14 protein-coding genes are annotated in these 19,309 nt (G+C 34.1%); 8 read left to right on the plus strand and 6 right to left on the minus strand.

Going from position 1 to position 19,309, the window contains the following annotated elements; translation table 11 throughout:
• Nucleotides 1–202: 202 nt before the first annotated feature.
• Entirely contained in the window at nt 203–2,215 is a 2,013-nt protein-coding gene (locus tag PHQ99_01425) for a LysM peptidoglycan-binding domain-containing protein (GenBank protein ID MDD4288239.1), read from the plus strand.
• Between the two features lie 67 nt (nt 2,216–2,282).
• Here the strand turns inward: PHQ99_01425 and PHQ99_01430 are convergent, their stop codons facing one another.
• Nucleotides 2,283–4,460 (minus strand): long-chain fatty acid--CoA ligase, encoded by a 2,178-nt coding sequence (locus PHQ99_01430; protein ID MDD4288240.1) that lies wholly within the window; start codon nt 4,458–4,460, stop codon nt 2,283–2,285.
• Nucleotides 4,461–5,087: 627 nt separating this feature from the next.
• Here PHQ99_01430 and PHQ99_01435 point away from each other — a divergent pair.
• The 7 genes from PHQ99_01435 to PHQ99_01465 all read left to right on the plus strand — a co-directional run bounded on the left by PHQ99_01435 (nt 5,088) and on the right by PHQ99_01465 (nt 13,307).
• The gene (locus tag PHQ99_01435; protein ID MDD4288241.1) at nt 5,088–5,894 is read left to right on the plus strand and encodes a ParA family protein; all 807 of its coding nucleotides are present in this window, start codon (nt 5,088–5,090) and stop codon (nt 5,892–5,894) included.
• Between the two features lie 127 nt (nt 5,895–6,021).
• A complete protein-coding gene (gene ftsZ, locus PHQ99_01440) occupies nt 6,022–7,224 on the plus strand; it encodes a cell division protein FtsZ (protein ID MDD4288242.1) in 1,203 nt (400 codons plus the stop codon).
• A gap of 65 nt (nt 7,225–7,289) precedes the next feature.
• Nucleotides 7,290–7,916, plus strand: coding sequence for a transposase (locus PHQ99_01445; GenBank protein ID MDD4288243.1), 627 nt, complete (start codon nt 7,290–7,292; stop codon nt 7,914–7,916).
• 44 nt (nt 7,917–7,960) lie between these two features.
• Nucleotides 7,961–8,653, plus strand: coding sequence for a deoxyribose-phosphate aldolase (gene deoC / locus PHQ99_01450; GenBank protein ID MDD4288244.1), 693 nt, complete (start codon nt 7,961–7,963; stop codon nt 8,651–8,653).
• A gap of 38 nt (nt 8,654–8,691) precedes the next feature.
• On the plus strand, nt 8,692–9,456 hold the full coding sequence (locus PHQ99_01455; GenBank protein ID MDD4288245.1) for an exodeoxyribonuclease III: 765 nt from the start codon (nt 8,692–8,694) through the stop codon (nt 9,454–9,456).
• A 16-nt stretch (nt 9,457–9,472) separates the two neighbouring features.
• Complete coding sequence (locus PHQ99_01460; protein MDD4288246.1) at nt 9,473–10,732, plus strand: exonuclease SbcCD subunit D; 1,260 nt, start codon at nt 9,473–9,475, stop codon at nt 10,730–10,732.
• On the plus strand, nt 10,719–13,307 hold the full coding sequence (locus PHQ99_01465) for an SMC family ATPase (GenBank protein MDD4288247.1): 2,589 nt from the start codon (nt 10,719–10,721) through the stop codon (nt 13,305–13,307). The genes PHQ99_01460 and PHQ99_01465 overlap by 14 nt, the downstream gene beginning before the upstream one ends.
• Here the strand turns inward: PHQ99_01465 and dinB are convergent.
• The 5 genes from dinB to lexA all read right to left on the minus strand — a co-directional run bounded on the left by dinB (nt 13,298) and on the right by lexA (nt 19,243).
• On the minus strand, nt 13,298–14,527 hold the full coding sequence (gene dinB / locus PHQ99_01470) for a DNA polymerase IV (protein MDD4288248.1): 1,230 nt from the start codon (nt 14,525–14,527) through the stop codon (nt 13,298–13,300). The genes PHQ99_01465 and dinB overlap by 10 nt on opposite strands.
• Nucleotides 14,528–14,554: 27 nt before the next feature.
• Complete coding sequence (locus PHQ99_01475; protein ID MDD4288249.1) at nt 14,555–15,058, minus strand: OB-fold nucleic acid binding domain-containing protein; 504 nt, start codon at nt 15,056–15,058, stop codon at nt 14,555–14,557.
• Entirely contained in the window at nt 15,043–17,730 is a 2,688-nt protein-coding gene (gene dnaE / locus PHQ99_01480) for a DNA polymerase III subunit alpha (GenBank protein MDD4288250.1), read from the minus strand. The genes PHQ99_01475 and dnaE overlap by 16 nt, the downstream gene beginning before the upstream one ends.
• Nucleotides 17,731–17,791: 61 nt before the next feature.
• Nucleotides 17,792–18,619 (minus strand): DUF72 domain-containing protein, encoded by an 828-nt coding sequence (locus PHQ99_01485; GenBank protein MDD4288251.1) that lies wholly within the window; start codon nt 18,617–18,619, stop codon nt 17,792–17,794.
• Between the two features lie 9 nt (nt 18,620–18,628).
• Nucleotides 18,629–19,243, minus strand: a complete 615-nt coding sequence (lexA, locus tag PHQ99_01490; protein MDD4288252.1) for a transcriptional repressor LexA — start codon at nt 19,241–19,243, stop codon at nt 18,629–18,631.
• Between the last annotated feature and the right edge of the window lie 66 nt (nt 19,244–19,309).

The raw sequence follows: 19,309 nt of genomic DNA on the forward strand, positions 1-19,309 counted from the left end.
ATACTGAGCAAATATTAGGAGATTTGAGGATATAACCTTAATATAATTTTTATATACCATTTATAAAGATATTAATGAATTTTATTCAACAGGAAACTTAAAACACCTCAATTTTTAATATTATAAGGTGTACACATATTTTACTTTTAAGTTATAATAGAAATAAAGAAAGATAATAATAACCTGGGAGGAAACAGCAATAATGTCTAAAAATATCGCAATAGTTTTTTTTATCCTTTTTATCATAGTGGCTTTGATTGGCTATTTGAATTATAACCGTCTTAATAAAATCCAGGATGAGCTAATAAAGAGAGATACTTTGTTGGCAGAATCAAACCAATCAATTGAACAAAAAGAAGATGAGATTGGCAATATGGAAGAAGGGATAAAGGAAGCGGAAGAAACAAAATCAGAAGCAGGGTCAACTAAAGATGAGTTTGAATACATAGAGACAGAGATGCAAGCCAGGATAAAAACATATCAAGAAGAATTACAGGAATTACGGGAAAGATTAGAAGAGACAATAGCTCAAAGTAAGATCGAATCCCAGACAATAGTTCAACTGAATGAAGAAAAGTCAAAACTGGAGGATCTTCTTAAAGAACAGGAAACTCAATGGAAATCAAGGGAAGAAGAGAATCAAAAAGCTATTTCTTCTTTACAGAAGGAAATTGACAGATATGAAGAAAATATAGACATGGTTAGTAAAAAAATTATAAATTTAGAAGAATATTTAGATACTGAGATTATAAGAAGAGAAAAATTGGAAAAAGAAATTACAAGATATGAAGACAATATTGCGGAATTAGATGCAAAATTGTCTCTGGAACAAGATAATGAAATACGAGCACAGGAAATAAGCCGATTAATGGTAACCAAACAACAATTGGAAGAGGAAATTGAAGATAAGGACACTCTCCTGGAACAGATTACAAATGATTACCAAAAACTCCAGATAGAATCATCCGGATATCAAGAAAAGATTGCAGAATTACATAAAAAATCAAATATGATTGAAGAACAAAGTATGGTTTTAAATGATATCCTGGCAAATATAGAGTTTTTAAAAGAAGAGAAATCTAAATTAGAAGCTTTATTGTACGGAAAAGAAGCTGAATGGTTAGCGAAAGAAGAAGATAATAAAAAGACAATTGCCCGCCTTCATACAGAAGTGCAGGAATATGAATTAAGTTTGAAAGAAATCGGAAATGAAATGTTATCCTTAAAACAAGAGATAACAGAAAAAGTTACTTTAAAGGAAAAGGTTTCCAGGGAAATTGATCGTTTTGAAAATGAAATAAATAATCTCAGACAAGAAGTTGCTGATTTTCAGGACTTAAAAGAATCCTATGAAGTCGTGTTTAATCAGTTACAGTCAAATAAGGAGTTGTTAGAAAAGCAATTAGAGGGGAAAGGACTTGAAATAGAACAACAGGAATACGAAGAATTGTTACAACAAATAAGCATATATCAGCAACAGGTAGAAGAAATAAGAGGGGAACTGACACTGGCTAAAGAGAAAAAAGAATTTCTTTTGAATGAACAATTTGCCATGCTGAAAAATGATATGGAAACCCTGGAGAAAGCACTCACTGAAAAAGAAGTTGAATGGAGAAGGGAAAATAAGGAGAACCAGGAATTAATTTCGTATCTAAAAGAACAATTGGAAAGATATCAAGAGGAAATTGAAGTAGTTAAATTAGACAGCAGCATTTTAAAGGAAGAAATGGCTGTCCAGCTCGAGCTGCAACAGGAGAGGGTGGCGAGGATTAAAGATAGGGAAGAACAGATAGCCGATTTTGTTTTACAGATAGAAGAACACGCGAAAAGAATGGAAGATTATGAAGTAACAGTTAAAGAATTAAGATCAAAACTTCGTCAGCAAGAGAATCTTACTTATCAGGAACAACAAGAGTTACTGGAAAGAATCGTTGCTTTAGCGACAGAAAGAGAATTAATTCAGGATAGTATTGATAAATATCATAAACAAATTAGCAGGTTAGAATATGAGATTGCTGAATTACAAGGAAAGTTAGCCGGATTAGAAACAGAAAGTGAGTATTATGAAGTAAAAAGCGGTGATTGTCTATGGACTATTGCCAGAGACAAATACAAAGAAGGTCTTGCCTGGACAAAGATATTCAGAGCTAACCGGCAGTTAATCGAAAATCCGGATTTAATATACCCCTATCAACGAATAATTATTCCAGAATAGCAAATTTATAAGAAATAAGTCGGTATTCTTTATAATATATTATATAAATTAGAAAAAGTTTACCGACTTAATATTTACCGCATATTTTATCAATAATATCATGGTATTTATCATGAATAATAAATCTCTTTAATTTAAGACTTTCAGTCATTTCATTCTTTTCCTGTGAAAACTCTTCAAATAAAAGTGCAATACCCATTACAGTTTCATAAGGCTGAAAACCATTTTCTCTGGATATTAAACGTTTTTGCTCTTTATGAAAAATTGAAATAATTTCTTTTTTAGAGATTAAATCCTGTCTGTCCCGGTACTTTATATTATTTTTTTTAGCATAATTCTGTATTTCCTCAAAATCAGGGATAATTAAGGCTCCAAGTCTGGGTTTATCCTGTCCAACTACAATTACCATGTTAACATACTGACTTTCTTTTAACTTATCTTCTAAGGGTTGAGGTTCTACGTTTTCTCCACCTCTTAGCACAATAGTATCTTTTATTCTACCAATAATTTTTAGATATTTACCGTTATGGGTCTTTTTCCCCAGATCACCTGTATTAAACCATCCATCTTGAAGTACTTCAGTAGTCTTTTTCTCATTTTTGTAATATCCTTTCATAACAAGGTCACCTTTTACCATTACCACACCAGCTTGTCCATGAGGCATTTCATTTGTCAGGTTTTCCTTGTCGATGATTTTAACCTCTAACTTTGGAATAGGCTCACCAACTGTAAATATAACTGGTTTATCCTGGCTTCTTCCTGCAATAACCGGAGAAGTCTCTGTAAGTCCGTATCCTTCCAGCACACATACATCTACTGCATCTAAAAAAATATCTATGTCTTCCTGAAGTGCACCGCCTCCGCTTATGGCAAATTTGACTTCCCCACCAAGCATATCTCGAATTTTTTTAAATACTAATTTATCAAACAATTTATATTGCCAGGATAGCCGGTTTACTGTTTTTTTGGCATCTTTCAATTCCTGTTGACTGAAACTATCGCGATCAAAAAGGGGTAAGGTATTGTCCAGTATTCTTTTGGCATGTTTATATTTTTTTGCAACATTTAGTCCTGAAAAGAAAAGCCATTGCTGAATACCTCCCCCGCTTTTTATCTTACTTATAATACCCTTATATAAACTATTCCATATACGGGGAACGGTACACATTACAGTAGGTTTTTCCAGAAGCAAATCCGGTAATAATACCTGTTTAAATGGTTTACTATAAGCGGTAGAAGCACCAAAACTGATTGAGCAATATTCTACAGTTCTTTCATAAATATGCCATGATGGCAAAACCGAAAGAAATTTGTCTCTTTCATTAAGGTCTCCAATTGCCCCAGGTAAATTATTGACATTATGCATGATATTTCGATGTGTCAACATCACTCCCTTAGGGTCTGAAGTGGTACCAGAAGTATAGATAATAGTTATCAAGTCATCAGGTTTGGCTTTTTTGGCTATGTTTACAAAACGTCGGTCACCTTTTTTTAACAATTCTTTTCCCTTATTGAGAATATTTCTAAAAGAGTAAATAGGAGGAAAGCCTTCAAGCTGACCTTGTTTTACAATAAATGTTTTTTCCCATAGTTTATCTTGCAGTTCAGAGATGTCCCTTAAAGAGAAGTTCTTAACTAATTCCTGTTCATTTTCTTTTATGTATTTTTCTAAAAAAAACTTTGCTTTTATTGATAAAAGGATAAGACTTGTATCATTACTGACAGTTGAATGTATTTTTTTATAAAATGCTTTATTAATATTCTCATCTGATTTGAAAGGGACAGCATGTGCCCATTCAGGAGACTCTTTCTCTTCGGAAAAGACAGTAACCGGTTCTATAATAATTAATTTTTTAATATTTGGCAGCAGGGAGGAAACTTTAGAAAATTCCCTCAACAATTTTTCACCTTCTAAAATAGTGGCAATAGAATCAGAGTGATTTAATTTAAATGCCATGTCTCTGGCATAACTATTACCACTTGCCGGAACATCTACGGCACCGATACCGATAATGGCAAGATCACTTAGAATCCATTCCCAGCGATTTTCGGATATCAATCCAATATGGTCACCTTTCGAAAAACCTAATTCCAATAATCCGGTGCCAAGTTCCTGGACATTTTTATAAAAATCACCATAATTAACCGGTACAAATTGTCCATGCTTTTTTACCTTAAAAGCGGATCTGTCTTTGAATTTTTCTGCGCTTTGATCAAGCATTTCGTTCAGGGTTTTTAAGGACATTATAAAAGACCTCCATATCCGGGTAATTCCGGGTAATTAAATATAAATAAATAATACCTGATAATAGTAGTAAGTATATATTTGAAGAAATGAAAAGTCAAGCTATATATGCATTACATATGTTTATAGTGACAACTTCTGAATAAATCAATGAGAATGGAACATGTTTGCTGGTTTATTATAATATAAATTTAATCATGCATTAGAAAAAAAATAATATTTTAAAATATTTCTTAATACATTTGTCAAGAGTGATAAAAAAAGGTAAAATATATTTTAAGCTATAAGTTTTTTAAAAATTATTGTAAAAGGTAACAACAAAAAAAATACTAATAATTCAAGTCCATCATTTAAATCATTTAAATAAAATAGTAAGATTATTACCAGTTTTATTATTTTAAATTTTAAATATTTAACTGGTAGTATACTAACAACTAACATGATATAATCGTAAATATGTTATGCTTATAATATATGTATAGAATTATGCTAAGCTAACATTTGAGTGATTAAAATAAACATTAAATTAATATGTTGTGCTTTATCTTTATAAAATTAACAATTATAATAAAATAAATAATAAACAAAAATAACCAGGATATTATATGTACGGGGAGGGTAAAAAGCTTGCGGATTTTTTCGGTTGCCAATCAAAAAGGTGGTGTTGCAAAGACTACCACATCGATTAATCTGGGTACTTGTTTAAGTGAATTTGATAAAAAAGTACTGCTTATAGATATGGACCCTCAGGCACATACTACAATAGGATTAGGCATCGAACCTAACGATCTTGACAAAACAATGCTTAATGTATTGGAACCAAGCCGTTCTCCTAATAAGCTTGATCTGGATGACGTGGTAATCCAACTGAAAGAAATAGGCAAAGGCAATTTATATGTAGCTCCCACTAATATTGATTTTGCCAGCGCTGAGTATAAACTAATTGATCAAATTGGAAGAGAAGATTTTTTAAATATTGGGATACAAAACAGCAAGATTGATTTTGACTATGTAATAATTGACTGTCCCCCTTCTTTGGGGATACTAACTATTAATGCATTAAAGGCCTCTGGTGAGGTTATAATACCTATTCAGCCACACTATTTTGCTTTACGAGGTATTGAAGAATTTATGGAAACAATTAAAATTGTTCATCAGAATTTACATCATCCTCTTGATATATATGTTTTGGTAACAATTGCAGACATGAGAAGTAATATATCCAAAGAGGTAATTGAAGAAACCAGGAATTTCTTTAAAGAAAGAGTTTTCAGGACTATAATAAGAAAAAATATTACATTGGTAGAATCCACCAGTGAGGGGATACCGATTATTTATTATAATCCCAAGTCCCATGGTGCAGAAGATTATTTAGAACTTGCCAAAGAGGTGATTTCCTTTGAAAAAGAAAAAATTAGCTCGCGGCTTTACTAAGATAATAGATTACAAGCAGGAATTGATAAGAGATACTTCTCAGGGTCTCGATAGAGAACAAGAGGAGAAAAATCTCAGTAATGGAAATGGTAATCTGGTTGACCGCAATGATGATATTCAAGAAGAAATTCTTGAAAAAGAAGAAAAGATAGAAGAGTTTGTAAACATCAAGGTTATTGGGATTGGTGGAAGTGGTAATAATGCTGTTGAAGAAATGGCAAACCATCGAATTAATGGTTTGAAATTAATTGCTCTTAATACTGATTTGCAGGCGCTTTCATTATCTCAAGCTACTCAAAAAATACAAATCGGTAAATTGACTACCCGGGGATTGGGTGCGGGTGGTGATCCGGAAATAGGGAAAAAAGCTGCAGAAGAAGACAGAAATATGATTTCCAAGGTTCTGGAGGACGCAGATATTGTTTTTATTACCGCAGGTATGGGTGGAGGAACCGGTAGCGGAGCAGCTCCTGTAGTTGCTGAAATAGCCAAAAGGGAAGGAGCTCTTACTATTGGGGTAGTTACCCGTCCTTTTACTTTTGAAGGAAGAAAGCGCATAGTACAGGCAGAAAAAGGTATTGAAGAGCTTAAAAAACAGGTTGATGCTCTAATTACAATTTCTAATGACAGACTATTAAGCATGATAAGCAAAGATACTTCCGTAAAAGAGGCTTTTGAAATAACCGATAGAGTTTTAAGACAATCAGTGCAGGCTATTGCGGATTTAATCACTATTCCCGGATTAATTAATCTGGATTTAGCAGATGTAAGGGCAGTTATTAAGGATGCCGGATTTGCTCTGGTAGGAATTGGTGTAGGAAGAGGTAATAATAAAGGTTCAACTGCAGCCGAAGCAGCTATTTCAAGCCCATTATTAGAAGTATCCATTAAAGGTTCCAACTCTTTACTGGTTAATGTAACCGGTGGTCTGGATATGAGCCTCTATGAAATTAATCAAATTGTAGATATTGTCTCCAAAGCCGCCGGGAATGAAGCCAATATAGTCTTTGGCGCGATTATATCAGAGAAAATGCAGGATGAAATAAGGGTAACTGTAATTGCTACAAAGTGCGAAAAAAATATGAGTGAACAACAATATAAAGTTGAAACGATTAATGAAAAAGTTGAAAAAGAAGAAATAAAAAAGGAATTTGAGAAGGAAGCTATCGAGTCTTTATTAGATAATAAAAAAGATATTCCTAATAAAGATAAAAACCTAAATAATGAGAAAACAACTGAAACTGATGAATATGAGATTACTAAAAAATATAAAGATAAAGAGGATTTAGATATACCTACATTTTTGCGAAAAAGAAATAAAAGGTTTTAAAGAAATAAATATTATGCATTAATTTATTTAATTATTCAGCAATATTTTAACGGAATTTATAGTTGATGGAGAAAAAAGAAAAAAGGCAATTTTCATTTTCTACATATGAAGCGTATAAAAAGATAAAAAAGAATGATCCTCTTAAAAATCTTTATGAATCTGTAGACTGGTCTTTTATAGACAATAAGCTCAAAGGCAATTATAGTGCAAAAAAAGAACTGGTTTACAGTCCCATATCATTATTCAAAGCGCAATTATTGGTATATCTGGGTGAAGCAAAATCCAATCGTGATTTAGCTGATAAATTACGATTCAATACCAAATATTGTGTATTGTGTGGATTCCATCATTTTATGAAAACCCCGGCACATTCAACTTTTTCTGCCTTTAAAAAAAAGGTCGGAAATGATTTGTACTACAAAATTATACAAAAAATTGTTGCCCAAAGTAGTCCAATTATAATCAAAAAATTTCCTAATGTTTCTCCAGAACAATTACATATTGCCTTTTACTCAAAAGAAGAAAAAATGATTAAATGCAATTGTAAGGGAAAGTGTAAATTCGATGAGAGTATCTTGAAAGATAATAAAATTACAGGAAAAAAGAATTATATTTCATTCGACTATAGAATAAAATTATATTTTGATAAAAAAACCCAAAAACCATTTGCTACAGAGTTAAGGCCCAAGTAAATAAAAAATAATTTTTGAAGGATTAAACTAACAGGAGGATTTCTATGGTAGAAATAATATCAAAAGAAATGGCTATGTCGCTGGCCAAAAAAGATATAGCACAACTTATCGATCATACTGCATTGCGTCCGGACACTACAGGTGTTCAGATAGAAATTCTCTGTGAAGAAGCCAGGGAGTATCACTTTTATTCTGTTTGTATTAATCCATACTTTATTCCTTTAGCAAAATCATTTTTAATCAATTCAGGAGTTAAGATTTGCACTGTTGTCGGGTTTCCTTTAGGCGCCAGCTTAACCTCTGCAAAAGAATATGAAGCCGGTGAATCTGTAAAAGAAGGCGCTGAGGAGATTGATATGGTTTTAAATATTTCAGCCTTGAAAGATAAAGATTATCAGAAAGTCAGGAAAGATATTTCAGCAGTTGTAAAAGCAGTTAAAGGATTAACATGTAAGGTAATTCTGGAAACATCATTGTTAAGTGACAGGGAAAAAGAAGTCGCATGTAAAATTGCAGGAGAGTCCGGAGCTCATTTTGTGAAAACTTCCACCGGATTTGAAAAAGGCGGAGCTACTGTTGAGGATATAAAATTAATGAGAAGAGCAATATGTAACAATATGGGGATTAAAGCTGCGGGAGGAATCAGCGACTACCAAACAGCATTAAAAATGATAGAGGCAGGAGCAACTCGTATAGGAGCGAGTAAGGGGATAGAGATAGTCAAAGGGGCATATTAGATTTTTACGAATAAATTAGATAATTGAAGGATATTATTATGCGTTTATTATCGTGGAATGTTAATGGATTGAGAGCAATTTATAAAAAGAATTTTTTAGATTGGTTTAATAAAGAGGATGCAGATATTTTCTGCATACAGGAAACCAAATCCCATAAAGAACAATTACCAAAAAAGCTAATTGAAAGACCAGGATATCACAGCTATTTTGCACAGGCAGAACGAAAAGGCTATAGTGGAGTGGGACTTTGGAGTAAGATTATACCTGAAAGAGTATCCTATGAATTAGGATTGCCAAGGTTTGACAATGAGGGCAGATTAATCGAAACAGAGTATAATGATTTTACTTTGTTTAATGTTTATTTTCCAAATGGCAAGGCTTCCAAGAAGCGATTGCAGTATAAAATGGATTATTATGAAACATTTTTAAAAAGAATGAGTGATTTATTGAAAGAGGATAAAAAAATTGTAATTTGTGGAGATGTTAATACTGCTCATCAGGAGATTGATTTAGCGAGACCAAAAGAAAACGAGAAGGTCTCAGGTTTTCTTCCAGTGGAAAGACAATGGATTGATCGCCTGATTGATATTGGTTTTATTGATACCTTTCGATATTTTGAACAAGAGCCAGGCTATTACAGCTGGTGGGATTATAAGACCAGAGCCAGAGAGCGAAATGTCGGATGGAGAATCGACTATTTTTTTGTAAGTAAAAATTTAATAAATAATCTAAAGTCAGCTTTTATTCAATCAGAGGTAATGGGTTCTGATCATTGTCCTATTGGCATTGATTTAATTTTTTAGGAGCAGGGATGGGATTATGATTAAATTTTTACATTTTGCTGATATTCACTTAGGTGTAGAAAACTATGGGCGACTTGACAGTAGTACAGGCCTTCATTCCCGATTGAACGATTTTATAAATTCGTTCAGTACAGCTATAGAGATTGCTATTGAGGAAAAGGTTGATTTTGCTCTTTTTTGTGGAGATGCCTACAAAAATAATAATCCCAATCCTACCCATCAAAGGGAGTTCGCAAGACAAATATATCGATTGAGTAATGCTGAAATACCTGTTGTATTAATTAACGGTAATCATGATAACCCCTTAACCCATGGTAGGGCTAGCGCTTTAGATATTTTTAGTACTTTAAATATTCCCAATACTTATGTTGTTACAAAACCACGACTTATTACTTTAAAAACAGCCAGAGGGATGGTTCAGATAGTTGGAATTCCATGGCCTACAAGAAATGAATACCTTGAAAAAGAAGAGTATAAAAATAGCGATATTGATACGGTTAACAGGAAAATAAGAAAACGACTTTTGAACAAAATAAATTCTTTTATACCAAAATTAAATCTGGAATATCCCAAAATATTGGCAGGACATTTGACAATAGCAGAATCTGTTTTTTCCGGTTCAGAGAACTTTGCGGTTATTGGAAATGACCCGGTGGTACCGGTAAAATATTTCCTGGACTCGGTGTTTGACTATATTGCTCTGGGACATATTCATAAATATCAAAATTTAAATACTACCGGGAATATCCCTGTTGTCTACTCTGGCAGCATGGAAAGAATTAATTTTGGAGAAGAAAAGGAAGATAAGGGATTTTGTATTGGAAGTATTAATAATGGTGGAAATGTCGAATATGAATTTATTTCATTGCCAACACGTAAAATGATAACTATAGATATGGAAATTAAAAATGTAAATAATCCAACGGAATATTTCTTAAACGAAATTGAGAAATACGATTTAAAAGATGCTATTATAAGGATACATTATAATATTTCAGAGGAACAGGAAGGAAGACTTGATTTTAAAAGAATTAACGAGGCATTAAAAGAAGCTTTTTTGGTTACAGGGATAACCAGAAAAATCTTAAGAAAATCAACTTCCAGGAGAAGCAATCTTTCCGAGGAGATGGATGTTTTTTCTGCACTATCAGAATATGTAAAAATAAGTAATTGGCAATCCTGGGAAAAAGAATTAAAAGAATATACATATAACCTTCAACAGGAATTAAAAGAAACCCCCAATGTCATGAAAGGCAATAAAAATGATACCTGTTAAATTACAGATGCACAACTTTCTCAGCTATGGCGAAAATGTTCCTCCTCTTGATTTTACACAATTTAATATCGCCTGTCTTTCAGGTAAGAACGGGCAGGGGAAGTCAGCATTGTTGGACGCGTTAACCTGGGCTATCTGGGGTGAAGGCAGAAAGGCAAGCCAGGATAGAAAGGCAGATAGCGGATTGTTGAAAATTGGTGAAAATCAAATGTGGGTTGATTTAACCATTGACCTGGAAGGTGATAGATATCGTATTATAAGAAAGTTTTCCAATTTTCACAATAAACATCATTCAGAATTAGAACTGCAGGTTTTTGACGGGAAAAAGTCATCTTTTGTTTCTCTGTCTTCTCCCTCAATTCGAGAGACACAAAATAGAATAGGCCGTTTATTGAGAATGGACTATAATACCTTTATTAACTCTGCATTCATATTACAGGGAAGGGTAGATGAGTTTACCCGAAAAAGTGCCAGTGATCGAAAACAGATATTATCTGAAGTTCTTGGATTATCTCATTATGAAGAACTATCTTTATTAGCCAGGAAGTATTTACGAGTAACAGAAACAGAGTTATTGAATATTAAAAACAGATTAGAGCAGTCGAATAAAGAAGTCTCTCAAAAAGAAAACATCAAAGAGGAAATAAAGGTAATTCAGAAAAATGAGAACAACATAAATTCTAAACTTAAAGAGATAAGAGAAAAGATACAGTTTTTTGAGAAAAAAAAGAATCGATTATCTTTTGATAAAGAGAGGGGAAAAGAGCTTAAAAACAGAATTATCTCAGAAAAAGAAGAATTACATGCACTGGAAAGAAAAAAATGTTTTTTAAAGGAAAAAATTAGAGATTATCAAATAATTCTATCCCGGAAAGAAAAGATTTTATCAGATTACAAACAATATCAGTACTTATATGATAAAAATCAAAATATGTTTAACTTGATGCAGGAGTTTCGAAAATTAGATAAATTAAGAGGAGAAATAGAGCAAAAAATTGAAAAAACAAAAAGTACTTTTTTATTAGAGTTACAACAGAAGAAACAGAGATACTCTGAACTAAGAGAGAAGGTAAATTTAGCGATAAAGGTAAAAGAAGAAGTTGAGAATCTAAAATCTAAGGCAAAACAGTGTGATATATTAAGTAAAAAGCAGGAACATATTCAACAAGAAGGAAATCAGTTGAATGTGGAGATTGAGTCAAAAAAGAATAATGTAGAGAGAATCGGTAATGAGATTAAACAAAATTATGAAAAAATTGACCTGTTAATCCAGAGCAAGCAAAAGTATTGTCCATTGTGCGAATCTCCATTAGATGATGACAGAAGGCTAATTATAAGGCAAAATATAGATAGAGATATTTCCGGAAAAGAGCATGAAATAAAAGTATTAACAAAAGAGATTGAACAATTATCAAACAGGAAAAGCGTTCTTCAGGATAAATGGAAAGAAAACAAGCATTATTTAAAGCAGGTTGACGAAATAAAAAATAAGATTGCAACACTCTCTTTTATGCTAAAAGAAGGTAAGGATGCAAAAAAGCAGTTACAAGTATTAACTGAAGAAATAAAAACCCTTGAAGAGAAAATTAAAGGGAAATTGTTTGCTCTTAATGAAAGAAAAGAACTGGAAGATGTAAAAAATAAAATTCAGGAACAAGGATATGATGACTCAAAGTACGTCATGGTTAATCAGGAATTAGAAAAACTCAAAAAAGCTCCTCTGTATATGGAAAAATTGTCGGAAGGGCAAAAATCTATTCTTGATTTAACAAAAGAACAGAAAGAAATAGAAAATCAATTGGAATCCGGAAAAAAAGCTATTAACAATTTAGAAAGTCACTATATGAAAATTATAAAAGCCCTGGATGAATTGCCAAAATACGAAAAAATGCTACAATGTCATCAGAAATTATTATTCCATTTACAGATTTATCACACCAGGCTTTTTGAAAAAAAAGGGGCATATCAGGAAAAAATAGAAAAAATAATAGACTTGCAGAAGGAAGCAAAGAGATATGAAGGGAAAAGAGTTCATTATCTTCGTCAGAAGGAAATTTATAAGAAATTAGCAGTTGCATTCGGGAAAAATGGTGTCCAATCAATGATAATTGAAAATGCAATTCCAGAACTGGAAGATGAGGCTAATGAGATTTTGGCCCAGTTATCAAATGAAAAAACAACTATCAGCCTGGAGTCACTGAAAGAATTAAAAAGTGGTGATTTGAGGGAAACACTTGATATAAAGATACACGATGATGTGGGCATCAGGCCTTATGAGCTTTATAGCGGAGGGGAGACTTTCCGCATTGATTTTGCTATTAGAATATCTCTTTCCAAGCTTTTAGCTTACAGGGCAGGTGCCCGGCTGAAAACACTGGTAATTGATGAAGGTTTCGGCACTCAGGATGAGGATGGGCTGGAAAAATTAATTCAAGCTATTCATGCTATTCAGAATGATTTTGAAAAGATTCTGGTAATCACACATTTGCCTTTGTTAAAAGACGCCTTTCCTGTAAGGATTGAGGTCTGGAAGGATCCAGCCCTGGGTTCCCAGTTTGATTTGATTCATCTATAGCCCTTTTTAGATTCAGTAGTTTTTTGTTGTAAAAATCTCGCTCTCTGAACAAGATATTTACCATATTTTTCCCGTATTTTGTCTACCGATTGGGTCAAAGCACTCCATTTTTCTTCCTGGTTGTCATCCGAATAAAAACTCAACTGTCTCGGCTGTTTTCCATACTGCAAAGAAGAAAGTTTTATCCCCATTAAACGAATTCCCGGAGACTTCATAGGAATTAAATCTAATAGTTTTTTGGCTTTCTGAAAGATAATATTGTCCAGATTAGTGGCATACTCTAATGAGCTGGATCTTTGTATGGTTCTAAAGTCATGAAAACGAACTTTAAGGGTAACTGTTTTCCCTACATATCCTCTTTTACGGGCAGTATAGCCTATATTTTGACTGAAATCCAGAATGATTTTTGTCAATTCATCTTTATTGGTGATATTTTCAGAAAATGTCATTTCTCTGCCAATTGACTTGGATTCTTCGGCAGGACAGACTGGACTATTGTCAATTCCCTGAGCCAATTGTTTTATTTTTGTGCCGTTTTCTCCCAATATTCCCTGCAGGATAACATCCGGCATTTGAGTTAATTGCTTTATAGTGAAAATACCGGAACGATTTAAAATCCCTGCCGTTTTTTGTCCGATACCCCATAATTTTGTAATAGGCAGTTCAGATAAAACTTCAGAAATATTATCATCAGGAAGAACGTAAAAACCATCTGGTTTGCCCAGATTAGTGGCAATTTTTGCCAGGAATTTATTGGATGCAATTCCCACTGAAACAGGTAAATGCAATTCTTTTTTGACTCTGTCTTTAATTTTATGGGCAATTTCTTCTGCTGACCCAAACAGTGATTTACATCCTGTTACATCCAGAAAGACTTCATCAATACTTAATGGTTCGATTAAAGGGGTATATTCGCTGCATATCTGAAAAAAATCATGAGATACCTTGCTGTAATAGCGAATCCGGGATGGTATAAAGATTGCTCCGGGGCATTTTTGCTGAGCCTCCCAGATAGGCATTCCTGAATGTATGTCGTATTTGCGGGCTTGATAGGAAGCAGTGCAAACTACGCCTCGACGGGATAATTCTCCATTATCCTTAAATATACCACCTACAATAATTGCTTTACCTCGATATGCAGGGTTATCTCTTTGTTCTACCGATGCAAAAAATGCATCCAGGTCCAGGTGAATAATAGAACGTTTATTTCGAGTAGGCATTTTTTGATATTTCCTCCTGATTTATTATTATAGCGCATTTGAACCCGAGTTAGAATTAATACTTTGTATTTTATTAATGATTATTTTTTCTTCCTTCTCCCTGTTGCCTGTATTGCCTTCAATCATAAGCAAAGCATCTTTCACGAGTAAAGAAAAATATTGCTGGAATGTTTCAGGAAAGGCGATGGCTTCAAAGAAACCCGATTCGTCTTCTAATAATAAAAATGCCATTATTTTGTGATTTTTAGTAAATTGCCTCCTTACCTGGATCAGAAGACCGGCAATACAAACATGCTGGCCGGGTCTGAGCTGTTCAATCTGGTTACTTCTGACATAAATATTTCCGGATGGCAAATGATCTGATATCCTCTTTCGGTATACTGAAAGAGGATGTGAGCTGACATAGATTCCTAAAATATCCTTCTCTATCTTTAAAATAGCAGAAGGGGAAAAAGTATAAGCAGGTATGGTTTCCTGCAGTAATAAACTATTTTCTACGTTTTTTGTTTCAAATTTTAAGAGAGTTGACATTGTTTTTTCTCCTTTCCGGTTTCGGTTAGAACAAGTGGTAATATATTCAACAATACAGATCTAGGGTAGGCCATAAAATCAAAAGCACCTATTTTAATCAGGTTTTCGATTACAGAACGGGTAATTCTGGCAGAATCAGTTCTGGCACAGAAGTCATGCAGGGATAGAAATGGGCCATCTTTATCCCTTATCTTTAAGATACGGTCTATTTGTTTAATACCCAAACCTTTTACTTGCAAGAGTCCTATTCGGATAGCCCTGTCTTCTATAGAGAAGCCCGCATTGCTTTTATTTACATCAGGCAACAGAATGTGTACATTGAAGCGCCGGGCTTCCTGTATATAGCGATCCATGTCATAATAACCCATTCCACAGGTAAGCAGAGCAGCAATATAATGTGTCGGGTAGTGAACCTTTAGATAACAGGTCAGGTAAGAAAGGAGGGCATAAGAGGTACTGTGTGCTTTATTAAAACCGTAATAGGCAAATTTGGCAACAAGGTTGAATATATTTTCTGCCTCTTCCCGATTATGTCCCTGCTGTAAAGATTTTTTTAAGAATAATGTACGTTGTTCTTCCATAATAACAGGAGAACGGGAACTTATTGCTCTGCGGAAAAGGTCAGCTTCACCCGGGGTTAGACCGGCAAAGACTGAAACGACCTGCATTACCTGTTCCTGATAGAGAATAACTCCATAGGTATCCCTTAATACTTCTTTTATTTGCTCATGGGGGTATTCTATTTTTGCATAACCATGTTTTCTTTTCAGATATTGTCCGGTCATTCCACTATCCAAAGGTCCTGGTCGGTAAAGAGAAAGTGCTGCTATTAAATCTTCCAGGTGAGATGGTGATAATTGCTTTAACAGAGAAGCCATACCAGAACTTTCCAATTGAAAAACCCCTAAAGTTTTACCTTTTTTCAGGGTATAAAAGGTTCGTGTGTCATCTAGTGGTATATTTTTTAAATTTAGTCTTATTTTATCTTTATCAAGGCTTTGTAAGGTCTTTTGGATTACTGTTAAACTTCGGGAACCCAATATGTCAATCTTCAATAACCCCATATCCTTAATGCCTTCTTTTTCGTACTGACTGACAATTTCTCCTTCCGGACTTAATTCCAGAGGAACAGTATTGGCCAGTGGTTCATCGGCAATAATAACAGCTGAAGCGTGAACTGAAATATGACGTGGTTTTCCTTCCATGAATTGAGCATAAGAAAACAACGAACGAAGAGGTTCTTTTTGATAAGAAAGCTTTTTTAATTCCGGTAAATGTTTCATGGAGGCCTTAATAACTCCCGGTGAAGAAAAATATGGCATCATTTTTGCAATTTTGTTTAACTCCTGATAGGAAAACCCTAATGCTCTGCCTGCATCCCTTACGGCAGAACGGGCCGCATAGGTATTTATAGTGCAGACATGGGTAACCCGTTCTTGTCCGAATCTTTTAAAGATATAATCAATAACCTTTTCTCTTCCAATTTGTCCGAAATCAATATCAATGTCAGGCAAATCAATTCGCTGTGGATTTAAGAATCTTTCGAAAAACAGCTTAAATTTCAATGGATCTACTTCGGTAATATTTAACAGATATGAGACCAGACTTCCGGCTGCAGATCCCTTTCCCGGGCCAACGGGAATATTATTCTGTTTAGCAAATTGAACAATATCTCTAACAATCAGGAAATATCCGGCAAAACCCATCTGATTGATAATTTGCAACTCATACTTCATACGGTAAAAAGCCTGGCTTGATGGATCGGGATAATATTTTTTTAATCCTTCCAGACATAACTCTTCCAGGTATTCCGGAGCCGAATAGGGTTTAGGAGGATTGTAGGAAGGTAATCGTATTTTGCCTAAAGCGAGTTGTAAATTGCATTTTTCGGCAATTCTTTCCGTGTTTTTAAGCGCTTCGGGCAAATGAGAAAAAAGCTTTTTCATTTCCAGGTATGATTTCAGGTAATACTGATTATTAGGAAGAGGATTGTAATGAAAGCATTGTCGTGTACTCTGATTGGCGATAGTATTAATTACTTTTTGAAAGGGAGCATGACTTTCCCCGGGATAGTGAACATTATTAGTAGCGACTAAGGGTATAGATAAATTTTTACCCAGATTAATAATATGTTTATTTACTGAATTTTCATGTTCCAGGCCGTGGTAGGAAATCTCCAGGTAGAAATTTTCCAAACCAAGCAGTTTCTTATACCACAAAGCAGTACTCTCTGCTTCCTGGTATTTTTTCAGGGCGATAAGGAGAGGTATTTCTCCCTGTAGACATCCGGAAAGAATAATAAGTCCTTTAGAGTAGTTGGTAATTATCTTTCGGTCAATAGCCGGGATCCCGGAAGGGTTTGAAAGGTGAGCTCTGCTAATTAATTGACATAGATTTCGGTACCCGTCGTTATTTTGAGCTAACAATATCAGGTGTGTTGTCTGGTTAGGTATGTATTCGCTTCTGAGGCGGACTTCACAGCCAATAATCGGCTTGATTCCTGCAGAAATAGATTTTTTATAAAATTCAACAGCCCCGTACATCCCGTCATGGTCAGTTATTGCTACAGATTTCATTTTTAGTTCCTGAACTCTGCTTATAATCTGCTCAATACTGCCCAGTCCATCCTGCATGCTGTATTGTGAATGTAAATGTAAATGGGTAAAACTCATACGTAGTTCCTTTCTATAATAAACATATGTTTGCCATATAAGCAAAAAAAATATTATCTATTTATCGTTTTCTTTCTCTGCTTGCTTGCTTACTTATTTCTTTTTTAATCAAAGCAACCTCCTGTCTAAGCAGTTTCATTAACATCAGGGCATTTTTAGTTGCCTTACCTTTGTAGTGATTGTTCATAAAAATATACTGGTCAGAAGTTTTACTGGTAATTTGCTTAATTTTTGGTATCCATTCCTTTAATTCCTGCTCAGAATAGAGGTAATCATAGCGTTCATAGGCCTGTTCATGCTGCCACCATTTTTCTTTATTTCGTCCGTGAAAACGGATGTAGCCTAAATTGGAAGTTGTCTCTGCCGTGGGACTAATCAAACCTCTTAAAGCAGGCTGATCTACAGCACAGAATCCCACTTGATTCTTTCTGAGAAAGTCAAATACCTCTTCTTTTATCCAGTAAGCATTGCGAAATTCAATAACTAAAGGAAACTCATTCATTTTTTCTTTTAGATAACAAAGATAGTCCCGATTATTTTTATTATAATGAAATGAATAGGGGAATTGAGCCAAAATGCAACCTAATTTACCATTATCCAAAAGCGGTTGCAGGGACGCTTTAAATTCCTGGAATATTTTCTGATTATTTTTTCGGATATGGGTCATTTCCCGGTTAGCCTTCACAGAAAATTTAAAATTATCCGGAACTTTTCGCTGCAAATGATAAAAAACAGCTGCTGGCGGAATACGGTAATAGGAGGAGTTAATCTCAGCAGTGTTAAAATATTTGGCATAAAAATTTAACATGTCTCCTTTTTTGATATTTTCCGGATAAAATTGACCAATCCAGTCCTGATAACTAAAACCCGATGTCCCAATATACAACATATTGCTTGCTTAATTCCTCCCGTTAAACCTGCGAATAACACCTGTAACTTTGCCCAGAATTACGATATCTTTTGTAATAATAGGTTTATATTCCGGATTAGAAGGTTTTAAAGTAATCTTGTCTTTGCTTTTGTAAAAACGCTTAACCGTTACTTCTTCCTGGTTAATCAGAGCAATAACAATATCTCCATTATCGGCATTATTTTGGGGTTTAATCATCACATAATCTCCGTCCAGAATGTGATCACCGATCATGCTGTTACCCTCGACCTGTACCAAAAAACTGTCTGAACTGCCGGCTAACTCTTCCGGCAGGGGAATAATTTCAGTGTACTCCTGTAGAGCAAGTACAGGATTCCCGGCAGCAGCTTTACCAACTAATGGAAAATTGCGGGTTTTTGGTGTCAATTTAATAGCCCTGTTTTTTTCTTTATCACGTTTGATGTAACCTTTTTTTTCAAGAATTTTCAGGTATTTAAAAGCAGTAGCAGAGGAGTTAACCTCCAACAGTTTGCATAATTCCCGGACTGTTGGAGGATAACCTGTTTTCTGGATATTAATACGAATTAACTGAAGGGCCTTTTTTTGTTTCCCGGTTAAATCTTCTTCACTATAATAAGTCATAAAAAATTCCTTGCTTATAAAAATTAAAAAAATTTGTTGTTATATTCAGGTAACTTTATTATAAAG

The sequence above is a fragment of the Atribacterota bacterium genome (assembly GCA_028703475.1).
Classification (GTDB): domain Bacteria; phylum Atribacterota; class Phoenicimicrobiia; order Phoenicimicrobiales; family Stramentimicrobiaceae; genus JAQVMU01.

What these genes read in the sequence shown, in the direction of transcription:
- dnaE (MDD4288250.1), bottom strand. Translation starts at nt 17,730, where the DNA reads ATGAGTTTTACCCATTTACATTTACATTCACAATACAGCATGCAGGAT.
- PHQ99_01460 (MDD4288246.1), top strand. Translation starts at nt 9,473, where the DNA reads ATGATTAAATTTTTACATTTTGCTGATATTCACTTAGGTGTAGAAAAC.
- lexA (MDD4288252.1), bottom strand. Translation starts at nt 19,243, where the DNA reads ATGACTTATTATAGTGAAGAAGATTTAACCGGGAAACAAAAAAAGGCC.
- PHQ99_01455 (MDD4288245.1), top strand. Translation starts at nt 8,692, where the DNA reads ATGCGTTTATTATCGTGGAATGTTAATGGATTGAGAGCAATTTATAAA.
- PHQ99_01465 (MDD4288247.1), top strand. Translation starts at nt 10,719, where the DNA reads ATGATACCTGTTAAATTACAGATGCACAACTTTCTCAGCTATGGCGAA.
- PHQ99_01485 (MDD4288251.1), bottom strand. Translation starts at nt 18,619, where the DNA reads ATGTTGTATATTGGGACATCGGGTTTTAGTTATCAGGACTGGATTGGT.
- dinB (MDD4288248.1), bottom strand. Translation starts at nt 14,527, where the DNA reads ATGCCTACTCGAAATAAACGTTCTATTATTCACCTGGACCTGGATGCA.
- PHQ99_01425 (MDD4288239.1), top strand. Translation starts at nt 203, where the DNA reads ATGTCTAAAAATATCGCAATAGTTTTTTTTATCCTTTTTATCATAGTG.
- PHQ99_01445 (MDD4288243.1), top strand. Translation starts at nt 7,290, where the DNA reads ATGGAGAAAAAAGAAAAAAGGCAATTTTCATTTTCTACATATGAAGCG.
- PHQ99_01430 (MDD4288240.1), bottom strand. Translation starts at nt 4,460, where the DNA reads ATGTCCTTAAAAACCCTGAACGAAATGCTTGATCAAAGCGCAGAAAAA.
- PHQ99_01475 (MDD4288249.1), bottom strand. Translation starts at nt 15,058, where the DNA reads ATGTCAACTCTCTTAAAATTTGAAACAAAAAACGTAGAAAATAGTTTA.
- deoC (MDD4288244.1), top strand. Translation starts at nt 7,961, where the DNA reads ATGGTAGAAATAATATCAAAAGAAATGGCTATGTCGCTGGCCAAAAAA.